Below are 17,433 nucleotides of genomic sequence, written 5' to 3'. Positions count from 1 at the left end.
ACTTTTACGTTTTTACCGCCTGACGACGAGCTTCTGAACAGCGGCAGGTTGCTCGCTGGATGTGCTGTCGGCGCGAGCAGGATCGGCGGTGTAGCGATCGGCGCGACGCCAGCTTTCAATGCGCTCTTCGCATTGCGCGGGGTCAAGATTTTCCAGCATGGTTTCCGCAAGCGTCATGTCGCCGTCCTGTACTTTCAGATGCGGGTAGAAGCATTCCAAGACGAAGGCGGCATCGGCGAAGTCCATGCCAAGGCCGGTCATGGTGGTGGCCAGTTGCTGGCCGGAGATATCCAGCATCACCCGCTCCGAGAGCCAGTGGGTTGCCGAAAGGGAATCCGAAAGCGCCATGGAGAACTGCCGGGCATTGCGTTCGCGTGCAAAGCGCACAAGAAGCGCTTCTTGCACATCCGTCAGGCGGCGCACGCCCAGGGTGTCGCTGACCGGGCGTTGCAGTTGCCGCGCCATGGTGCGCAGCTGACGGCGCAAATCCTCTTCGCGTTCGGCAATCGTCCGTTCCATGGACTGTGCGATGTCGGCCGTCGCGGTCTGATCTTCACGTTTTGGAGCTTGGCGCGCATGACGCAGCCCGACCAGCGCATCGATGACGGTGGGGGAAAGGTCTTCACGGCGAACGATGGTGCGCGCATGCGCCCCGCCCTGCGTGCGGGCAATGGCAATCAGCGTATCGTCATCAAGGCATTTGGAGGAGACAAGGAACGGCGCGGAAAGCCCGATGGGCTGGCTTGCGATGAAAAAAGCGACTGCCGAGGGTATGTTGGGGTTTTGCGACAATGCCGCAACTGCTTCCCTCTTCGCTTCTGCGGTAGAGGCGGAAAACAGTGGCATGAACAGCTCCGCGAATTGACGAAGCTCGGATTTGGACGGATGAGACAGCCCTTCGAAACTCGATACGGTGGCCATAAGCACAACGTCTTTCTTCCTATCGGCGCTTGGCCTTTCTAGTTCTCGAAACCGGTCGGTCAACGCAATACCCAATGTGACGCAAAACAAAACGATCCGTTCAAGTTATAACAAACGTGTTGACGCCCTGTTAACCAGCGCCAACGCAAAGCGGTTTTTTGCCGCTATGCACAGCAAATTTTTAAGACACTGAATTGGGTGGGGGAGAAGGAGAGACGCTGAAACGCGTCGAGCATCGCTGGATGCTAGCCGGGACTCGCCCGCCTTGCCGATGACATGGAAAGACGAGCCCCTGACCGCCATCATGGCGGCTACCTGCCTTAGACCTCACGCAAACGAGGCTCGTCAAACGCGTCTCGACAAAAATTTAACCAGCAATTTCCTGCATTTGGCGATTTGGTTATAAAATACAACGGCTTTCCAATTTGTGACATTTTTACGTTCACAGAAGTGTGACGTCAGGCTTTATGAAGTGTTTCTGCAATCCAGTAAATTTTAATGGGATATGTGTCGAGACGAGAACATTAGTATTAACGAATGATTAACCTATACATGTTTGTAATGGCATAGGCAGGCTGCAGATTCGGTGCTAGATTTCGAATTTGAAATTTAGCTTATACTGCAGCAAGCGATGTGCTTGCAGCGGCCTCTCGTCTCCCATGCCAGTCTGTGGACTGGAAATGCACAATGTTGTGGTGATGGCATTCCCGCGCGTGTCCAACGCATCCGCGCGCTTTATTCAACAACCAAGCGTCATGCCCCCTGAGAGGAGAAGACTATGACGGAAGTTATTTCGTTTTATGCGGCGTCCCGCCGCCTTAGCAGACCGACAAATGCGCAGGTGCCTGCAAGCGGTCCGGCGCAACTTCTGTTTTTCACCGGTGTCCGTTACGAGCGGCCCGTCGTTGATATCCAGATGGACGCGCAGAAAAAGCCCCGCAAGCGCAAGACATCCGTCATCACTGCTGAAGCCGCTCTCGGTTCCTGACCTGACGGTAAAGGCTGTGGTTCAAGACCAGGGCGTCTGCTCGCACTTTGCCTCGCTCAGAAATCTCGTTGCCTCTTCCACGAAGCTTGGCTGCGGCACCATGGTTCGCAATACGGCGTAACCCTTGTTCTGTCCCGCTTCCACCAGAATGGATTTCGACAGTTCTGTCGGCTGCGCTTTACGAATGGCCGCAAGCTGAACCTGATTGGCCACCAGAATATCCAGCTCTCCGCCCGCCGACGTGCGATCGTTCATGCTGAAAATCTCATTGGACGCGCTGTCGAAAATCGACACGGACCAGAAGGGGACAACCCCGAAGGCCGCCAGCCGCGCCGGTTTCTCACTCACATCGAAAGTGCAGACGGCCACCCGCATGAAGGGATCGCCGCTGCCAAGCTCGGTTTTTTCGCGGCTGTCATCCAGCAAATGGAAAGCGTTGGCTGCGCCCTCTGCCACTGCGCGCGTATAGGCATCACGGTTGGAAAAATGCGGTGTCGACAGCAGGATGATCAGATGCAGCACGGCGGCACCCACCAGGCCGACGAAGATGGCAAAGATGACCTTAAACATTGCCGCACCCTGTTTTCTGGATGTCCGGCATCTTGATGTCGATCAGACCCGTACTCCCTGCCACGGGCGTATCCAGCAGCGTCAGCACCAGCTTGAAATTGCCACCCTGCGGTACGGCCAGCCAGTTGTAGGTCTGCGCGGTCGCCGCAACGGAAACATCCATGCCGCCACCCTGGCCATGCAGCAGCGTGCGGGAATTCAGCGCAATGGGACGACCGGAGCCATCATCCAGAAGGTTGCCCTGCTGGTCGGCGGCATAAAGCGTCCAGAAGCGGGAAGGGGGCAGAGTGCCGGTCAATCTGTAGCGGCATTCGCCGGTCAGACGCTGTCCGCTGCTGTCGGCAGCGGCGGTAAAGCTTAAGCCTTCGGCTGTTCCATAGAGCAGCTTGCCCGCATCCGCCCGGTGCGATTTCGCGTAGGGATCGGCCTCTATCGTCTGTGCTTCGGGAAAAGCATCCCATGCGCCGATCTTGATCGAGCCGAAACCATCGGTCGCTTCAAGGGCCGCAAGTGTGGATAATATTCCGCCGCCAAAGGCGATGATGAGCGAAATTGCAACAAGAAATGGAACTCGAAACACGCTGTTTTCCCGTTTTGGAACAGGTGAGGGTTAGCACTGATTTCGTTTGGGGGAAATGGGCAGAACGATGCCGAAGCGGGCTTTCCATAAATCTCCACGCTTGTTGCTGAGGATGTGCTAATTTGGTGCCTGGAACCGCCGCCAGATGTTTGCCGAGGACGCCCATGGCCAGCACAACCGAACCCGTTTCAGCACAAGACGCCACCCATCTGATCGACCAGCGCATTGCCGAATTGTCCGATTGGCGCGGCGAAACGCTCGCCCGGTTGCGCGCCATCATCACACAGGCCGACCCTGATATCATCGAGGAATGGAAGTGGCGCGGCGTGCCGGTCTGGTCGCATCACGGCATTATCTGCACCGGCGAAACCTACAAGGCCGTCGTCAAGATGACCTTCGCCCACGGTGCGTCGCTGAGCGATCCCGCTCACCTGTTCAACGCCAGCCTTGATGGTAACACCCGCCGCGCCATCGATATTCACGAGGGTGAGGAGATCGATGCGGAGGCGTTGAAGGCGCTGGTTCTGGAGGCGATAACGCGAAACATGTCTGCCGGACGTTGAGCTAGGTGGCCTGAATCAATCCGGTTTAGACTGAAGGGCAGTGCGGGCGATGTCCGAAAGCCGGGCATTCTGAAACGCCGTTGCTAGCGCCAGTTCCGCGCCCTGAAATGCCTCCACAAGCCGCGCATTCGTCGCTTTTTCCACCGGGCAGGATGGGTGGTCGCTGGAAAGTGGGGCCTCGAGAATGGTCTCGCCCTGAAGTGCCCGCTGAACATCGAGGATTGTCAGCTCTTCCAGAGGTTTTGCCAGCGACCAGCCGCCACCGCGACCACCTTCTGAGACGACAATCCCGTGTCGCCGCAATTGGCCCATGGTTCGCCGGACCACGACGGCATTGGTGTTCAGCATCTGCGCGATACGTTCGGATGTTTCCCGCCCGCCCAGAAGCCCCATGTGAACGAGGACGTGCACCATGCGCGCCAGTCGGCCATCCCTACCCAATGCTGACGTCTCCATAAAACGTAACAATATTTGTTACGGTATCTTGATCCTGCTTATTCTGTAACATATCCTGATACGCAATGAACGCCAAGCGTCGCATTTTGAAATGGCGCTTTCCTGAAGCATGCCTTTCGAGGAGATCGATATGAAACAGCGGATGATCAAGACACAAACCCTCGACATGAACATTCTGGAAGCGGGCGAGGGACCTCTGGTGGTGCTTTGCCACGGGTTTCCGGAAACCTCGCATGCATGGCGTCACCAGATTAGCGCTTTGGCAGAGGCCGGGTTTCATGCTGTGGCACCTGACATGCGCGGCTATGGCATGACGAACGCGCCGCAGGATTCGGCACAGTTCACTGTCTTCGACCTCGTGGCTGACATGGTGGCTCTGGTCGATGCGCTGGGGGATGACAAGACAACCATCGTCGGCAATGATTGGGGTGCGACAATTGCCTGGCAGGCAGCACTTCTCCGCCCGGATCGCTTCCATAAGGTCGTTGCCATGGGCGTGCCACTGATGGGCCAACCGCCAGTCGCGCCCAGTGCCATCTTCCCAGCCACGGATGACGCACTGCTTTATGCGCTCTATTTCCAGCAGGATGAGGCGCCTGCTGAACTCGACAGAGACCCTGAAACGACGCTGCGCAAAATCTATTACGCTGCCAGTGGTGAGGCCGGGCCGCGCCTCCCGGGAGATGACACGCCCAACCCGTTCGGCATGGTGTCTCGCAGGCGTGGTTTGCTCGCCGATCTGCCGGATCGTCCCGTGTCATGGCTGACGGAGAGCGATTGGGATGTGCTTGTTAGCGCCTTCACCGCGTCCGGCTTTACGGGCGGTCTCAACTATTACAAAAATCTGGATCGGAACTGGCAGCTCCAGCACGCTCTGTCGGGCTTGAAAGTTACTATCCTAGCGCTGTTCATGGTGGGGGAGCGGGATACCGGCCTTGCCATTCCTGGCATGAAAGAGATGATCGAGGCCATGCCCTCGCTTGCGCCAGCTCTCCAGAAAACCCAGATCGTTACCGGGGCAGGCCATTGGCTACCGCAGGAGGCACCAGACGTGGTGAACCAAGCCATCATTGAATTTCTGAGAGGCTGAGGTTCATCCATCGCCCCAGCACACAGACGTTATAACGCCGTCACCGGTTGGGTAACGGCGTTATGAAGAGTCTGTTGTCAGTTCGCAGGTGCAGGGGCGGGCGCAATCGCCGGAGCTGATGGCGCAACCGGTGCTGCCGGGGCAGATGCCGTCGGGGCAACGCCACCTCCGGAAACATCATCCGTCGCAACCGGTGCCGGTGTCACTTTTCCATCCGCTGCCGCAACACGCCACACCGTATTGCCTGCATCATCCGCCACCAGCAGCGCGCCGGTGCCGTCTATGCCGACGCCTACAGGGCGGCCGCGGGCCTTGTCGCCTTGAATGAAGCCGGTGACAACATCCTGCGTCTTGCCCGCTGGCTTGCCGTTTTCGAATGGCACATAGGTCACGCGGTAACCGTTGAACGCATTGCGGTTCCAGCTGCCATGTTCACCAATGAACGCGCCGTTTGCATAGGGCGCGGGCAAAGCGGAGTTGAGCGAGAAGGTGAGGCCGAGGGCTGCAACGTGGCTGGAAAGCGCATAATCCGGTTTGATCGCTTTTTCGACCATATCAGGACGCTGTGGGTGGACGCGGGCGTCCACGTGGTTGCCGTAATAGCTCCACGGCCAGCCGTAAAAGGCGTTTTCCTTCACCGAGGTCATATAGTCGGGCACGAGGTTGGGGCCGAGTTCGTCACGTTCGTTGATGACGGCCCAGAGTTCCTTGCTTTCAGGGTTGAAGGCAAGGCCATTGGGGTTGCGCAGGCCGGAAGCGAACAGCTTGAAGGCACCGGTCCGGCGGTCCACCTGCAAGATTGCCGCGCGGTTCTTCTCGGCCTCTATGCCGTTTTCCACGATGTTGGAGTTGGAGCCGACGGAGACGTAGAGCATCTTGCCATCGGGGCTCAGCGCCAGATCCTTCGTCCAGTGGTGGTTGATCGGACCGCCGGGAAGCGGCGTCAGGATTTTTGGCTCTGCGGTAATCTCGTTCTGACCTAGCTGATAGGGGTAGGCCAGAATATTGGAGGCGGTCGCGACATAAAGCGTGTTGTCGGCAAAAGCGACGCCAAAGGGCGAGTCGAGGTTGGTCAGCAACTCGTGTCGCTCATCCACCGTGCCATCGCGGTTCGTATCGCGCAGCAAGGTGATGATGTTGCTCGGCTTCTGCGGGCCTGTTTCACCATGGGCGATGGCCATGATCCAGCCGCGAATAATGTCCTTCGGGCGCGATGGCGGCTCACCCTTCGGGCCGCGTGACTGCACAACAAGCACATCGCCATTCGGCAGCGTGTGCACGGTGCGCGGGTTGACGAGGTCTTTCTGATAGGCGGTAATCTTCAGCCCTTGAGGCACGGTTGGCGTTTCGCCATCCTTCCAGCCGACGACCTCGGCCACCTTCAGGTCTGGAATGAGGCTAGGCGATGGAGCGGGCAGAACCGGGTCGGCACCAATCTGCTGCGAGAGATCGAAATTGCCGTTCTGATCGCTACAGGCGGGCAGAATGACGGCTACGCTGCCCAGAAGGATAGCAGTACGGATAAAGCGCGGCGTGACCATCATACTCTCCAAGCCAGTCTTGCATATTTGCGGGTAGAAGCGGCAACCGCCATCAGCGACACGACGAAGGTGATAGCCGACAGAAGAAGCCCGTAAGGCACGACGGCAGTCCAGCCATCACCGGCGTGAACGAGGCTGTTGACGAAGGCCAGAAGCAGCATGATGATGAACAGAAGAATGGCGAAAAACGAAGGCCGCATGGGCCGCGTGCGCGCCCGCAACAGATCTATCAGCCCAGCCAGCAGGCCCAGACCGCCGATGACCAGCCCGGCAAACAAAAGCCAGGCGGAAAAATTCTGCCACATCAGATTGCCGGTCTGCCAAAAGGCGATATCCGTTCCCAGCGCCAGCGAAAAGCAGACGAAAGGAAACGGCACGAACAGCAATTGAAAGGGATATGCAGAGGCTTCTCTGCGAGACGAGATTTCATTCATGGAGAAGGCTCCGAAACTCAAGACGAATAGGGCAATCGCGTTGCATCGGCCACATACAGCCGCGCGTGATAAATCAACGGTTTGGCGGGGATTTGGTTGCACCGTCCAATGATGTGCATAGGAAGCGCCACGCCAGCCAAAGCCTCAAGATCCGTGCCGCGCGGAACTGCATTCCCGTCCACGCCGTTACCGAACCATGACCGACACTGATCTCGCCGCCATCTACCGCGCCTACATTGCCTGCCTGAACGCGCAGGATTGGCAAAATCTCGGAAATTTCGTCGCCGAAAACGCGGTGCATAACGGGCGCGAATTGGGCCTGTCTGGCTACCGCGATATGCTGGAGAACGACTTCCGCGAAATCCCGGACCTGAGCTTCAACATAGAGCTCCTCGTCTGCCAACCCCCCGTCATCGCCAGCCGACTGCACTTCCATTGCACGCCAAAAGGCACCTTCTTCAACCTCCCCATCAACGGCAAAACCGTGACCTTCAGCGAAAACGTCTTTTATCGGTTCAAGGGTGGAAAGATCGAGGAACTGTGGTCGGTCATTGATACGGCGGCGATTGCTGCGCAGTTGTGAGGGCGGCCTCAAGGGTGCGGGTGGAAACGCACATAGCTTTTCGGATCTGCAATTATCGCCCTGATCATCTCGAAAAATTCCGGGACTGTCTGCCCTGTCGGGTGTGGTCCGACGTCTAGCTGATAGCGTCTGGACAACTCGCCTTCGAGATCGTTGTGATAACGCTCCATGAACGCTGCCATCTCACCCAGCAATTGCCGCTTCCTTGGCTCGGCTGTGACGTTTGCATATTCCGCGATTGCCTCCGCGTCACTATCAAATTCCAGATCCATGTCCTGATGGAAGTAGTTACCAAGCAGGCCGGAGAGAGCGGGAAATTCATCGTCAGTTATGTTCATGATACTCGACTTTGCTGCCCCCAGTTTCTCGCTCCGTCGATATGTTAGGCGAAGGCAAGGCAAGCATTGATCGTAGTGTCATGACCGCCATCTGCCAAAAACCGAGCACAATTCTCGCACTCAATTGCGCGGTTCGAAGCGCAGGTAACCCTCCGGATCATCCATGATTGTTCTGAGCATCTCAAAAAACTCCGGCACTGTAAGTCCTGTGGATTCGGGTGTGAAATTAAAACCGAAACGCCTAGAGAACTCGCCATCTAGATCGTTGTTATATCGTTCGAGGAAACTCTTCATTTCATTGAATAGCATTTGCTTTTCATCGATCTCGGTAAAGCGTGCATACCCTGCCAGCGCTTCAGGCACAGTATCGTATTCCAACTCCATGTCTTGATGCAGACAGCCAGCGACGAGGCCAAAAAGTGCTGGAAAATCGTGGTCGGTTATGTTCATACCGAAAGTTAAACTTCAATTGTTTAGTCACGCGGCTCGAAACGGACATAGCACTCAGGATCAGCGAGAATTTCGCGGAGCATCGCGAAAAACTGTAAAACCGTTTGGCCGATCGTATCAGGTGTGAAGTCGAACCAGTAACGTTTCGAAAACTCGCCTTCGAGATCGTTGTGGTACCGTTCACTAAAACGCTCCATTTCCGTGAGCAGTTTCTGCTTTTCTTGGAGCTCGGTGAAGCGCGCATAACCAGCTAGTGCCTCTGGTATGCTGTCATATTCCAAATCCATATCCTGATGCAGATAGCCAGCAATGAGGCCTGCGATCGTTGGAAAATCGTCTTCAGTTGTGGTCATGGCGCTCATCATCAGGGAATAGGGAATGCCGTCAGAATATAGTGCGTCATACCGTTATAACTTTCCTTTTTTATAACAAGACGCAGTTTCGACATTTGCTGCAGTTGTCCGGATGACCGAATGACGCCGTGTCCGACGATGCGGCCCGCATCGAAGACGATAGGCGGTTGAAGGGTTGCACCGGTAGGGGCGGTTTTCGACCACTGTAAAATCCGCGCCTGGTTGACTTTCAAGGCTCGCGAAATCTGTTCTTCTGCCACGCGAAGACTGCTGAATGATGAGATTGCCGGTGGCGGTGCGCGTCCCGTCGCAGTCTGAGCTATACGTTGCCGCAGAAACGCTTCGTCCTTACCAACGTGTCGGGCAATCGTGTGCCCGCCCAGGCGTGTTCCAGCCTGTGCCTCGTGTTGCATCAATGAGATACGACCAGAGCGAACGGCAGCAGCCCTAACGGCACCCGCCATCATGGCACCGCCGATTGGCACCAGGAAATCCACGGCCATGCCTATGTTTTGCGCCGTGTTGGGGTTCGCACCGAGACTTCTCGCGATGGTCGACGTGCCGCGTTCAGTCAGCGACCGTTCGTCAAGACCGGTCCAGAGTTGACGCCCGCCAGTGGTGCATTGGTCCGCTGCATGGAGTGCGAGCGCGGTACCCCCGATTTTTGTCAGTGTCGTTGGCTCGGGAGCCAGCCAAAGCGCTCCGGCAGTGACGCCTTCTGCCGCGCATCCGAGCAGCCGCAATGCACCTATAAGGCGATTTCCCGGCGTTCCGCTTTGTTCAACGCTTTCGCCTTCCAAAACCGCGGCCAATTGCAATGCGGACACTGCAATAACCAACCCCTCATCCGCGTCCTCGAACTGCCTGGTTTCGCCCGCCATGTAACCTCCGATGAATTGCCTTAAAAACTCAATCAAAAATCATTTTACCATCAGTGATTGAGTTTTTCTGTCATTCTGTGGCAATTCCAAGGCGCGCAGCACTACGTTTGATGATTGAGAACAATGAAAGCCTGGCATTTTGTAAGGACGTCGCTCAAGCTTGCGAAAAAACGGGATAAGCCCTGTCGGCAACCTGCTCCACCATTCGTCTTCCATCCATACCATCCTGGGAGAACGGCCATGACGATAACGATCACTGCTTTTGAAACCTCGCCGGATCGCGGCAAGGGGTTGGCGCGGGATATGCGGGTGCGTTGGGCGCTGGAGGAGGTGAGGCAGCCTTATGAGGTGCGGCTTTTGTCGTTTCAGGCGATGAAAGAGCCGGATCACATGGCACTGCATCCCTTCGGGCAAATCCCGACCTTTGAGGAGGGCGACCTTGCGCTGTTCGAATCCGGGGCCATCGTTCTGCATATTGCCGAAACACATCCGGGCCTGCTGCCGACGGAGGCGAATGCGCGGGCGCGAACCATCAACTGGATGTTTGCCGCGATCAACACCGTCGAGCCACCGCTTATGGAGCGCGTGGTCGCAAAGATTGTGGAAGGTGAGCGCAGCTGGGCGCAGGAGCGCCTGCCGCTGGTCGATGCGCGCATTCATCAGAGGCTGCGCGAGCTTTCCGCCCGCCTTGGCGATGCCGAGTGGCTGGATGGTGCATTCAGCGCGGGTGATCTGTTGATGGTAACGGTGCTGTTGCGCGCAAAGGCCTCGGGCCTGTTGAACGACTACCCCAACCTTGCCGCCTATGTTGCCCGCGGCGAGGCCCGCCCGGCCTATCAACGCGCATTTGCCGCGCAACTGGCCGTGTTCAAGGCTGCCTCTGCGCAGTAGCAGGCAAGCAGTCCGTGTTCGACATCTGGTTCTCGATGGCGTATCGCAAAGCGCCAATTCCACCATGCTGAGCAGCGGGCGGAAGAGGACGCTGTTGGACGAAAGGCAGGATTTTACATGGCACCACGGGTGAAGCTTCGGGCTCTGGATGGGACTTACGGCGTGGCCCGGTTGGGTCCATCCGATGCCATTCCCAGCTGGGCGGATGGACAAGGCTTTGTTAGCATCAGCCGCACGGATGACGAACTCTCCATCGTCTGCCTGCGGGAGCGAATTCCACACGGCGTGCAGGTGGATGGCGGCTGGTCCTGCATCAAGCTTCAAGGGCCGTTCGCCTTCGATGAAACCGGCATCGTACTATCGGTCATCCAGCCGCTTTCGGAAAATGGCATCGGCATTTTCGTGGTGTCCACATTCGATGGCGACCACCTGCTGGTCAAAACCGACGATCTGGAAACCTCCCGCGATCTTTTGATAAAGGCCGGGCATTCCTTCATCTGATCACCACTCCAACCTGAAAATGACATGTGATGAACGACATAGAACAGCCGGTCCGCGAGCAGCTTGCGGCCTATAATGCCAAGGATATCGACGCCTTCATGCCGTGGTGGGCGCAGGATTGCGAATATTACGCTTTCCCATCCACACTGCTGGCCAAGGGTGTCGACGAGATCCGCGAGCGCCACATAGAGCGCTTCAAGGAGCCTGATCTCCACGGAACGTTGCTGACCCGTATCACCGTCGGCAATGTCGTCATCGACCACGAAACAGTAACCCGAACCTTTCCTGAAGGGCGCGGCGAAGTGGATGTGGTCTGCATTTACGAGATCGAAAACGACAAGATCGCCAAGGCCTGGTTCAAGTTGGGCGAGCGCCGGATTTTCTAATCGATGGATTGGGACCTTAATATTGTAATTTTTGAGCGAAATGCTATCTCAGATTGAAGCAATAAAGCGACTTCTGTTCCGGTTGGGGGTATAAATGCATCAGGTCATTTGTGTTTTCGTCTTGCTTGTCGTCGCCCTCTTATTGAATGCGTAATGGGCCACCCAAATCGCGAATGATGGAAATTGGGGAGAAGCAATTGGTACGCTGCTAGGCCGCGTCCCCATAAACGGGGTTCATCTTGTTGATGTTGTGTGATTCAATCTCTTTGGAAGGAGATTGGTATGCGCCGTCACGAATTAAGCGACGAGGAATGGGCGGTCATCGAGCCGCTTTTGCCGAACAACAGCCGTGGAATTAAACGCGTTGACGATCGTCGAGTGATCAACGGCATCTTGTGGCGTTTCAGAACAGGTTCGTCCTGGCGAGATGTACCGGAACGCTATGGCCCGCGCACGACGCTTTACAATCGGTTCTCGCGTTGGCGCAAGGCTGGCGTCTGGGACCGCCTTCTTGATGCGGTTTCAAAGCGTTACGATGGAGACATCGTGATGATAGATTCCTCATGCGTTCGCGTTCACCAGCATGGTGCCAACGCTAAAAAGGGGGCACTGCCGATCCTTGCATGGGACGTTCGCGTGGCGGCCTGACAACCAAAATCCACGCGCTTGTTGATGCCGATGGCCGACCGATCCGACTGGTGCTTACCGCCGGTCAGGCCGCCGATGCACCCATGGCCGAAAAGCTGCTGAGCGACGTGAAGCCTGGAGCAACACTACTCGCCGACAAGGCTTACGACACAGACGCTATAAGGAACTTCGTCAAGCAACGAAAATGTTGGGCGAATATCCCCGCAAAGGCCAATCGAAAACAGACCTTCAGCTTCAGCCGATGGGTATACCGCCAGCGCAATCTCGTGGAGCGTTTCTTCAACCGCATCAAACAGATGCGCGGCCTGGCCACACGATACGATCGACACGCAGAAAACTACCTCGCAGCACTCAAGCTTGCAGCGGTAAGGATATGGATCGCTTCATATAATGAGTCCGCGTCCTAATTGGTCCACTCGGCCTTTTCTATTTCATTCACACCATTATTTATTATGCGGTGCGCCTGATACGTGGCCCATCTGCGGTAGCCACTTACTCAGCCTCGAAATTGAACTACATCGCTTTTGCAGTCAGCCTTCTCGGTATCCTCGGTGCTGTGGCCCAGCGCGTACAACCGGTATGAAACGCAGTGTGACAAAGAAACTCAAAAATAAGTCTCGAAGTTTTTAAGGCGAAAATCCACGCCAATTTCTGTTCGACAGATTATGAACTTTCAAGAAAACGGCAACCGGAAATTGTTAATCCGCAAACGGGTAACGGCAAGATTTACCGCTTCACCCCATCACTGCCAACATCCGCAACCTTCTGCACCGTCAAAGATGGCGCTGAGGCTTCCTTCAGCTTTTTGCCGATGGAGCGGATGACGCGGGTGGCTTCGGTGGAGAGCGAGCGGGGGCGGGTGAGGGCTGGCAGGGCGTTGGCGTCTGCCACGACTGCGCCGGGGGCTGGTTGCGGGCGCGAGCCTTTGGGCAGCGGGTTCTGGATGCCGGGAATGGGGCGCAGTTCCATGCCCTGGTGGGCATAGTCCATCAGCCGCTTGAACGTCATCGCGGGCAGGGCACCGCCGGTCATGTTGTTCATGGAGGTGAAGTCGTCGTTGCCGAACCAGACAGCGGTCGTGTAATTGCCGGTGAAGCCCACATACCAGGCATCGCGGTAGGATTGTGAGGTGCCGGTCTTGCCGCCGGACACGATGCCATTGTCCAATGCGCCGCGCCGCGCCGTTCCCTCCACGGGAATGGTCACCAGCATGCGGTTCATCTTGGAATTGGCTTCTTCGGACAGCACACGGTGGGCTGGCGGCTCATCACGGTCGAAATCGTAGAGAACCTTGCCTTCGTAATCCAGCACCTGCTCGATGCCGTGGCGGCGCGATTGCATGCCATCTGCCGGGAACACGGCATAACCCGTGGCCTGATCCAGCACAGTGACTTCGGATGTGCCGAGCGGAATGGTCTTGTCGGTGCGCAGCGGCGTGGCAACGCCCATGGCTTTCGCCGTATCGGCAATGATCTGCGTGCCCAGCACATCCTTGGCAAGGCGCACCGGCACGGTATTGTAGGATTTCGCAAGCGCGGTCTGCAACGTCACTTTGCCCGCATAGGACCGGCCGTAGTTTTGCGGCGACCAGCCGCGCCATGTCACGGGGGCGTCGGAAATCAGCGTTTCCGGCTTGTAACCTTTCTCCATGGCGGCGGAGTAGGTATAGACCTTGAAGGACGAGCCAGGTTGGCGAAGGGCCGCGGTTGCGCGGTTGAACTGGCTTTCGCCATAATCGCGCCCGCCGACCATGGCGCGAATGCCGCCGCCATTTTCGATGGTCACCATCGCGCCCTGCTTGACACGGTAGCCCTCGCCAAACTCGCGAAGACTGCCTTCCATGGCCTGTTCTGCAGCCTGTTGCAGGCCGGCATCGATGGTGGTGCGAACGACGACCGTATGGTCCTTGATCTTGCCTTCCTTGGCCAGCTTCTGCACCTCGTCAAAGGCCCAGTCGAGGAAATAATCCGGTGCCTTCACGTCTTCGCGGTCGATGACGGTTGCCGGATTGCGGCGGGCACCGACGACCTGTCCTTCGGTCATCAACCCGCCCTGCACGAGGTTTGATAGCACGGTGTTGGCGCGCGCGCGCGCAGCGGGCAGGTTGACGTGCGGCGCGTATTTCGCCGGTGCCTTGAACAGGCCGGCCAGAATAGCGGATTCCGCCAGCGTCACATCCGTCAGATTCTTGCCAAAGTAAAATTGTGCCGCAGCTGCCGCGCCAAACGTGCCGCCGCCCATATAGGCGCGGTCGAGATAAAGGCTGAGAATCTCTTTCTTGGACATGTTGGCTTCGAGCCACAGCGCCAAAAAGGCTTCCTTGATCTTGCGTTCCAGCGAGCGCTCATTGGTCAAAAACAGGTTCTTGGCCAGCTGTTGCGTCAGCGTGGAGCCGCCCTGCACGACGCCGCCAGCGCGGGCATTCTCGCTCATGGCGCGGGCAAGGCCGATGAAATCGATGCCAAAATGCTCGAAGAAACGACGGTCTTCGGTGGCCAGAACCGCCTTGATGAAATGATCCGGCATCTGGTCGATCGGCACGGAATCTTCGTGAATGATGCCGCGATGGCCGATGGTATTGCCGTAGCGATCCAGAAATGTGACAGCGAAATCACCGCGATAACGCCAGTCCTTCTTGGTTTCCTCGAAGGCGGGCAGGGCCAGTGCCAGCATCAGCACGGTGCCGGCGGTGCCGACCGTCAGCGCATCATCGGTGATGTTGATGAGAAATTTCTTCCAGCCACGCACATGCAGCTTGCGGGATGCGACGGTGACGTCTTCCCAGAAATCGAAAAAGCGGGATGCAGATGTCCACAGGCCGGAATCGATCCATGAATCGATGCGCAGCAGAATATGGCGTTTACGGCGCGCCTGTTTCTTGTTCTTATCTTCCTGCACGTAAAACGAATTCCTGTTCGATATGTCGAATGGATGCTTGACGCAGCAACCTTGCGCGGGTCATTCCCTCACCATTACTCCGCCGGATTTAAGAATTATCTTATAATCTGACGGATTGCGATATGACCAAATGGGTTAAGCCACGTTGCAGCCCGCCGCCCCAAAATGAAACGGAAATGTTAACGATGAGTGACGCGCCATTCTGGAAAACGAAATCGCTGGCGCAAATGAGTAACACCGAATGGGAAAGCCTGTGCGATGGTTGCGGCCTGTGTTGTCTCAACAAGCTAGAGGATTGGGACACCGGCGACGTGGTGTTCACCTCCGTCGCCTGCCAGTTGTTGGATGGGGAGAGCTGTCAGTGCTCGGATTATCCCAACCGGTTCGCGACTGTGCCTGATTGCATCCAGCTCAACCTCAAGCTCGTCAACGAAATCGGCTGGCTGCCGCCGACCTGCGCCTATGCGCTGGTGCGCGATGGCGAGGATCTTTACTGGTGGCACCACCTTGTTTCGGGTGATCCTGAGACGGTGCATATCGCCGGCATTTCCGGGCGTGGCCGGACGGTGAACGAACTGAATGTGGAGGTTGACGACTTCGAGAATTACGTCGTGGATTGGCCTTTGACGGTGGGGGAGCAGCCGGAAGCGCAGCAGCGGTGAGATCATCGGGTATCCACTCCACCCTCATTCCTGTGCTTGTCACAGGAATCCAGCCAGCCCAAGTCCTTGGGCTGAAAAGAGTCCTTCCGCCGCGCAGACGCGCGACGACTGGATTCCTGTGACAAGCACAGGAATGAGGGTGGAGTCGGTGCTGTCCTATTCCTGCCCCATCTGCCCGTTATTAAAACAGCATTACTAATCTCAGACATCCGCTGCCATAACAGGCAGACATTCAAGGAAAATGCATGCTGCCCCGCTGCGCCGTTCTTAAAGCTCTGTGCCTAGCCGCTTTCAGCCTGTCGCCCGTCTGGGCTCATGCCGCCACTCAGCCATATGAATGCACGTTCGTGACATCGGTGGAAACCGGCGCGGTCATTACCCAGCAGGGCACCTGCGACCGTCGCGTGTCGCCTGGCTCCACCTTCAAGGTACCGTTGGCGCTGATCGGTTTTGATTCCGGCATTTTGCTGGATGAATTCAACCCCGCATGGGACTGGCAGAAGGGCATGGAGGCCAAGCCGGAAGAGCGCAAGAAGGTAGACCCCACGACCTGGCAGAAGGAGAGCATTCGCTGGTACTCCCGCGAAATCACCAGCCGTCTGGGGCAGGAAAAATTCGCCGCCTATGTCAAGCGTCTCGGCTTCGGCAATGCCGATGTAGCTGGAAGTGCAGGGGATAATAACGGTTTGACGGATGCCTGGGTCGGGACTTCGCTGGAAATTTCGCCGGTGGAACAGATCGGCTTCATGCGCCGCCTGCTGGCCAACAACCTGCCGTTCTCCCGCGATGCGCAGAACAAGACCAAGGCCATCATTCCCGTCTATGACGGGGCCGAAGCCTGGAGCGCCCATGGCACGACGGGCACCGGCAACCTCAAGGGCGACGACGGCAAACCAGACCCCAACCGCCCCTTCGGCTGGTTCGTGGGCTGGGCTGAACGCGAAGGCCAACACATCGTCTTCGTCCGCTTCCGCGTGGCCGACAAGCCCTCGGACAAACCGATGGGGCAGGTGGTGCGCGATGAGTTCTTACGGGATATTCCACGGTTTTCCGTGCATCGATAGGGTGATATCAAGGCTTATCTGAACAATTTGGAATGCGTTCCGGCTCGCGTAAAGATGATCAGATTTGCCTGCTCTTCGATGTGGTAGATCAATAGAAAATCGCCGCCGATATGGCATTCGCGATGATCTCGCCATTCTCCCGCCAACTCGTGATCTCGCAATTGCGCAGGCAGTAACGCATCGTTGGCGATAAGGAGCAGCATGATCTCCTTGAGTTTCACCATATCGTAACGGCCTGAAACATTTAGCCGTTTCCAGTCCTTCAGGAATTGCTTCGTGAAGTCGCTACTGCGAGGTAAGGCTGTCCGCTTAGACGCCGCTTTGCTCTCGTCGCCTTTTTGACCTTTCACTGCTTGCTGCCATCGAGAGCGTCAAAAAGTTCTTCGGCGGTATTGAAACGACTGCGTTTGCGCGCAGCAATGGAACGAGCTTCCTCTATTGCGGCCAACGTTTCCGCACTGGGGCGTGTCAACTCGATAGGGAGTGCCTTTTCGCGGGCAATCCGGGTCAGCATCATGCGCATGACATCAGAGACGGTGAGCCCAAGGCTGTCGAGAACAGCCGTGGCATCATCCTTCAAATCCTGATCGATACGCGCTCTGACATATGCATTTGCCGTCATGATCTTACTCCGT

23 protein-coding genes are annotated in these 17,433 nt (G+C 56.9%); 10 read left to right on the top strand and 13 right to left on the bottom strand.

Going from position 1 to position 17,433, the window contains the following annotated elements; genetic code table 11:
* Positions 1 to 12: 12 nt before the first annotated feature.
* Positions 13 to 984, bottom strand: coding sequence for a DUF2336 domain-containing protein (locus DSM25558_RS22125; RefSeq protein ID WP_244554276.1), 972 nt, complete (start codon positions 982 to 984; stop codon positions 13 to 15).
* 715 nt (positions 985 to 1,699) lie between these two features.
* Between DSM25558_RS22125 and DSM25558_RS22120 the strand changes: the two genes are divergently transcribed.
* Complete coding sequence (locus tag DSM25558_RS22120) at positions 1,700 to 1,909, top strand: hypothetical protein (RefSeq protein ID WP_077106839.1); 210 nt, start codon at positions 1,700 to 1,702, stop codon at positions 1,907 to 1,909.
* 21 nt (positions 1,910 to 1,930) lie between these two features.
* On the opposite strand, the gene DSM25558_RS22115 is transcribed toward DSM25558_RS22120, so the two are convergent.
* Both DSM25558_RS22115 and DSM25558_RS22110 read right to left on the bottom strand, forming a co-directional pair.
* A complete protein-coding gene (locus DSM25558_RS22115) occupies positions 1,931 to 2,479 on the bottom strand; it encodes a DUF1254 domain-containing protein (protein WP_077106838.1) in 549 nt (182 codons plus the stop codon).
* Positions 2,472 to 3,059 carry a DUF1214 domain-containing protein gene (locus DSM25558_RS22110; protein WP_077106837.1) on the bottom strand — a complete coding sequence of 196 codons (588 nt, stop codon included), beginning with the start codon at positions 3,057 to 3,059 and terminating at the stop codon, positions 2,472 to 2,474. The genes DSM25558_RS22115 and DSM25558_RS22110 overlap by 8 nt, the downstream gene beginning before the upstream one ends.
* A 164-nt stretch (positions 3,060 to 3,223) precedes the next feature.
* Between DSM25558_RS22110 and DSM25558_RS22105 the strand changes: the two genes are divergently transcribed.
* Positions 3,224 to 3,622, top strand: coding sequence for a DUF1801 domain-containing protein (locus DSM25558_RS22105; protein WP_077106836.1), 399 nt, complete (start codon positions 3,224 to 3,226; stop codon positions 3,620 to 3,622).
* Between the two features lie 15 nt (positions 3,623 to 3,637).
* Here DSM25558_RS22105 and DSM25558_RS22100 read toward each other — a convergent pair whose 3' ends face one another.
* The gene (locus DSM25558_RS22100) at positions 3,638 to 4,063 is read right to left on the bottom strand and encodes an RrF2 family transcriptional regulator (RefSeq protein ID WP_143240205.1); all 426 of its coding nucleotides are present in this window, start codon (positions 4,061 to 4,063) and stop codon (positions 3,638 to 3,640) included.
* Between the two features lie 145 nt (positions 4,064 to 4,208).
* Here DSM25558_RS22100 and DSM25558_RS22095 point away from each other — a divergent pair, with 145 nt between their 5' ends.
* Entirely contained in the window at positions 4,209 to 5,168 is a 960-nt protein-coding gene (locus tag DSM25558_RS22095; protein ID WP_077106870.1) for an alpha/beta fold hydrolase, read from the top strand.
* A gap of 77 nt (positions 5,169 to 5,245) precedes the next feature.
* Here DSM25558_RS22095 and DSM25558_RS22090 read toward each other — a convergent pair whose 3' ends face one another.
* Positions 5,246 to 6,709 (bottom strand): PQQ-dependent sugar dehydrogenase, encoded by a 1,464-nt coding sequence (locus tag DSM25558_RS22090; protein ID WP_077106834.1) that lies wholly within the window; start codon positions 6,707 to 6,709, stop codon positions 5,246 to 5,248.
* Positions 6,709 to 7,143, bottom strand: a complete 435-nt coding sequence (locus tag DSM25558_RS22085) for a DUF2231 domain-containing protein (protein WP_077106833.1) — start codon at positions 7,141 to 7,143, stop codon at positions 6,709 to 6,711. The genes DSM25558_RS22090 and DSM25558_RS22085 overlap by 1 nt, the downstream gene beginning before the upstream one ends.
* Positions 7,144 to 7,339: 196 nt before the next feature.
* On the opposite strand from DSM25558_RS22085, the gene DSM25558_RS22080 reads away from it, so the two are divergent.
* Positions 7,340 to 7,726, top strand: coding sequence for an ester cyclase (locus DSM25558_RS22080; protein ID WP_077106832.1), 387 nt, complete (start codon positions 7,340 to 7,342; stop codon positions 7,724 to 7,726).
* 8 nt (positions 7,727 to 7,734) lie between these two features.
* Here the strand turns inward: DSM25558_RS22080 and DSM25558_RS22075 are convergent, their stop codons facing one another.
* From DSM25558_RS22075 to DSM25558_RS22060, 4 genes are all read right to left on the bottom strand, one after another.
* Complete coding sequence (locus tag DSM25558_RS22075; RefSeq protein ID WP_077106831.1) at positions 7,735 to 8,064, bottom strand: contact-dependent growth inhibition system immunity protein; 330 nt, start codon at positions 8,062 to 8,064, stop codon at positions 7,735 to 7,737.
* 120 nt (positions 8,065 to 8,184) lie between these two features.
* A complete protein-coding gene (locus DSM25558_RS22070) occupies positions 8,185 to 8,514 on the bottom strand; it encodes a contact-dependent growth inhibition system immunity protein (protein ID WP_077106830.1) in 330 nt (109 codons plus the stop codon).
* Between the two features lie 23 nt (positions 8,515 to 8,537).
* Positions 8,538 to 8,867 (bottom strand): contact-dependent growth inhibition system immunity protein, encoded by a 330-nt coding sequence (locus DSM25558_RS22065; RefSeq protein WP_143240204.1) that lies wholly within the window; start codon positions 8,865 to 8,867, stop codon positions 8,538 to 8,540.
* Between the two features lie 11 nt (positions 8,868 to 8,878).
* Positions 8,879 to 9,748, bottom strand: coding sequence for an RNase A-like domain-containing protein (locus tag DSM25558_RS22060; RefSeq protein ID WP_077106828.1), 870 nt, complete (start codon positions 9,746 to 9,748; stop codon positions 8,879 to 8,881).
* Between the two features lie 240 nt (positions 9,749 to 9,988).
* On the opposite strand from DSM25558_RS22060, the gene DSM25558_RS22055 reads away from it, so the two are divergent.
* From DSM25558_RS22055 to DSM25558_RS27905, 4 genes are all read left to right on the top strand, one after another.
* Entirely contained in the window at positions 9,989 to 10,639 is a 651-nt protein-coding gene (locus DSM25558_RS22055; RefSeq protein WP_077106827.1) for a glutathione S-transferase family protein, read from the top strand.
* A 117-nt stretch (positions 10,640 to 10,756) separates the two neighbouring features.
* Positions 10,757 to 11,140: an ACT domain-containing protein gene (locus tag DSM25558_RS22050; protein ID WP_077106826.1), complete on the top strand. Its 384-nt coding sequence runs from the start codon at positions 10,757 to 10,759 to the stop codon at positions 11,138 to 11,140.
* Positions 11,141 to 11,169: 29 nt separating this feature from the next.
* The gene (locus DSM25558_RS22045) at positions 11,170 to 11,526 is read left to right on the top strand and encodes a nuclear transport factor 2 family protein (protein WP_077106825.1); all 357 of its coding nucleotides are present in this window, start codon (positions 11,170 to 11,172) and stop codon (positions 11,524 to 11,526) included.
* Positions 11,527 to 11,808: 282 nt separating this feature from the next.
* A protein-coding gene (locus tag DSM25558_RS27905; protein ID WP_371480390.1) for an IS5 family transposase occupies positions 11,809 to 12,581 on the top strand; the annotation gives its coding sequence in 2 pieces (ribosomal slippage) (positions 11,809 to 12,145 and positions 12,145 to 12,581; 774 coding nt in all).
* A gap of 319 nt (positions 12,582 to 12,900) precedes the next feature.
* Here the strand turns inward: DSM25558_RS27905 and DSM25558_RS22030 are convergent.
* Positions 12,901 to 15,072 carry a transglycosylase domain-containing protein gene (locus DSM25558_RS22030; protein ID WP_077106822.1) on the bottom strand — a complete coding sequence of 724 codons (2,172 nt, stop codon included), beginning with the start codon at positions 15,070 to 15,072 and terminating at the stop codon, positions 12,901 to 12,903.
* Positions 15,073 to 15,257: 185 nt separating this feature from the next.
* On the opposite strand from DSM25558_RS22030, the gene DSM25558_RS22025 reads away from it, so the two are divergent.
* Both DSM25558_RS22025 and blaOXA read left to right on the top strand, forming a co-directional pair.
* Positions 15,258 to 15,734: a YcgN family cysteine cluster protein gene (locus tag DSM25558_RS22025; protein ID WP_077106821.1), complete on the top strand. Its 477-nt coding sequence runs from the start codon at positions 15,258 to 15,260 to the stop codon at positions 15,732 to 15,734.
* A 245-nt stretch (positions 15,735 to 15,979) separates the two neighbouring features.
* Positions 15,980 to 16,798 carry a class D beta-lactamase gene (gene blaOXA / locus DSM25558_RS22015; protein ID WP_077106820.1) on the top strand — a complete coding sequence of 273 codons (819 nt, stop codon included), beginning with the start codon at positions 15,980 to 15,982 and terminating at the stop codon, positions 16,796 to 16,798.
* Between the two features lie 14 nt (positions 16,799 to 16,812).
* Here blaOXA and DSM25558_RS22010 read toward each other — a convergent pair whose 3' ends face one another.
* A complete protein-coding gene (locus tag DSM25558_RS22010) occupies positions 16,813 to 17,148 on the bottom strand; it encodes a type II toxin-antitoxin system YafQ family toxin (RefSeq protein WP_077106819.1) in 336 nt (111 codons plus the stop codon).
* The gene (locus tag DSM25558_RS22005; protein ID WP_077106818.1) at positions 17,145 to 17,420 is read right to left on the bottom strand and encodes a type II toxin-antitoxin system RelB/DinJ family antitoxin; all 276 of its coding nucleotides are present in this window, start codon (positions 17,418 to 17,420) and stop codon (positions 17,145 to 17,147) included. The genes DSM25558_RS22010 and DSM25558_RS22005 overlap by 4 nt, the downstream gene beginning before the upstream one ends.
* Positions 17,421 to 17,433: the final 13 nt, after the last annotated feature.

The organism is Agrobacterium sp. DSM 25558 (genome assembly GCF_900100825.1).
GTDB lineage: Bacteria > Pseudomonadota > Alphaproteobacteria > Rhizobiales > Rhizobiaceae > Agrobacterium.
Note: the sequence above shows the minus strand (reverse complement) of the source record. Positions and strands in the feature narration are given on the sequence as shown.

Coding starts and splice junctions, on each gene's coding strand:
- DSM25558_RS22120 (WP_077106839.1), top strand. CDS start 1,700: ATGACGGAAGTTATTTCGTTTTATGCGGCGTCCCGCCGCCTTAGCAGA.
- DSM25558_RS22115 (WP_077106838.1), bottom strand. CDS start 2,479: ATGTTTAAGGTCATCTTTGCCATCTTCGTCGGCCTGGTGGGTGCCGCC.
- DSM25558_RS22105 (WP_077106836.1), top strand. CDS start 3,224: ATGGCCAGCACAACCGAACCCGTTTCAGCACAAGACGCCACCCATCTG.
- DSM25558_RS22095 (WP_077106870.1), top strand. CDS start 4,209: ATGAAACAGCGGATGATCAAGACACAAACCCTCGACATGAACATTCTG.
- DSM25558_RS22090 (WP_077106834.1), bottom strand. CDS start 6,709: ATGGTCACGCCGCGCTTTATCCGTACTGCTATCCTTCTGGGCAGCGTA.
- DSM25558_RS22085 (WP_077106833.1), bottom strand. CDS start 7,143: ATGAATGAAATCTCGTCTCGCAGAGAAGCCTCTGCATATCCCTTTCAA.
- DSM25558_RS22080 (WP_077106832.1), top strand. CDS start 7,340: ATGACCGACACTGATCTCGCCGCCATCTACCGCGCCTACATTGCCTGC.
- DSM25558_RS22075 (WP_077106831.1), bottom strand. CDS start 8,064: ATGAACATAACTGACGATGAATTTCCCGCTCTCTCCGGCCTGCTTGGT.
- DSM25558_RS22070 (WP_077106830.1), bottom strand. CDS start 8,514: ATGAACATAACCGACCACGATTTTCCAGCACTTTTTGGCCTCGTCGCT.
- DSM25558_RS22065 (WP_143240204.1), bottom strand. CDS start 8,867: ATGACCACAACTGAAGACGATTTTCCAACGATCGCAGGCCTCATTGCT.
- DSM25558_RS22060 (WP_077106828.1), bottom strand. CDS start 9,748: ATGGCGGGCGAAACCAGGCAGTTCGAGGACGCGGATGAGGGGTTGGTT.
- DSM25558_RS22055 (WP_077106827.1), top strand. CDS start 9,989: ATGACGATAACGATCACTGCTTTTGAAACCTCGCCGGATCGCGGCAAG.
- DSM25558_RS22050 (WP_077106826.1), top strand. CDS start 10,757: ATGGCACCACGGGTGAAGCTTCGGGCTCTGGATGGGACTTACGGCGTG.
- DSM25558_RS22045 (WP_077106825.1), top strand. CDS start 11,170: ATGAACGACATAGAACAGCCGGTCCGCGAGCAGCTTGCGGCCTATAAT.
- DSM25558_RS22025 (WP_077106821.1), top strand. CDS start 15,258: ATGAGTGACGCGCCATTCTGGAAAACGAAATCGCTGGCGCAAATGAGT.
- blaOXA (WP_077106820.1), top strand. CDS start 15,980: ATGCTGCCCCGCTGCGCCGTTCTTAAAGCTCTGTGCCTAGCCGCTTTC.
- DSM25558_RS22005 (WP_077106818.1), bottom strand. CDS start 17,420: ATGACGGCAAATGCATATGTCAGAGCGCGTATCGATCAGGATTTGAAG.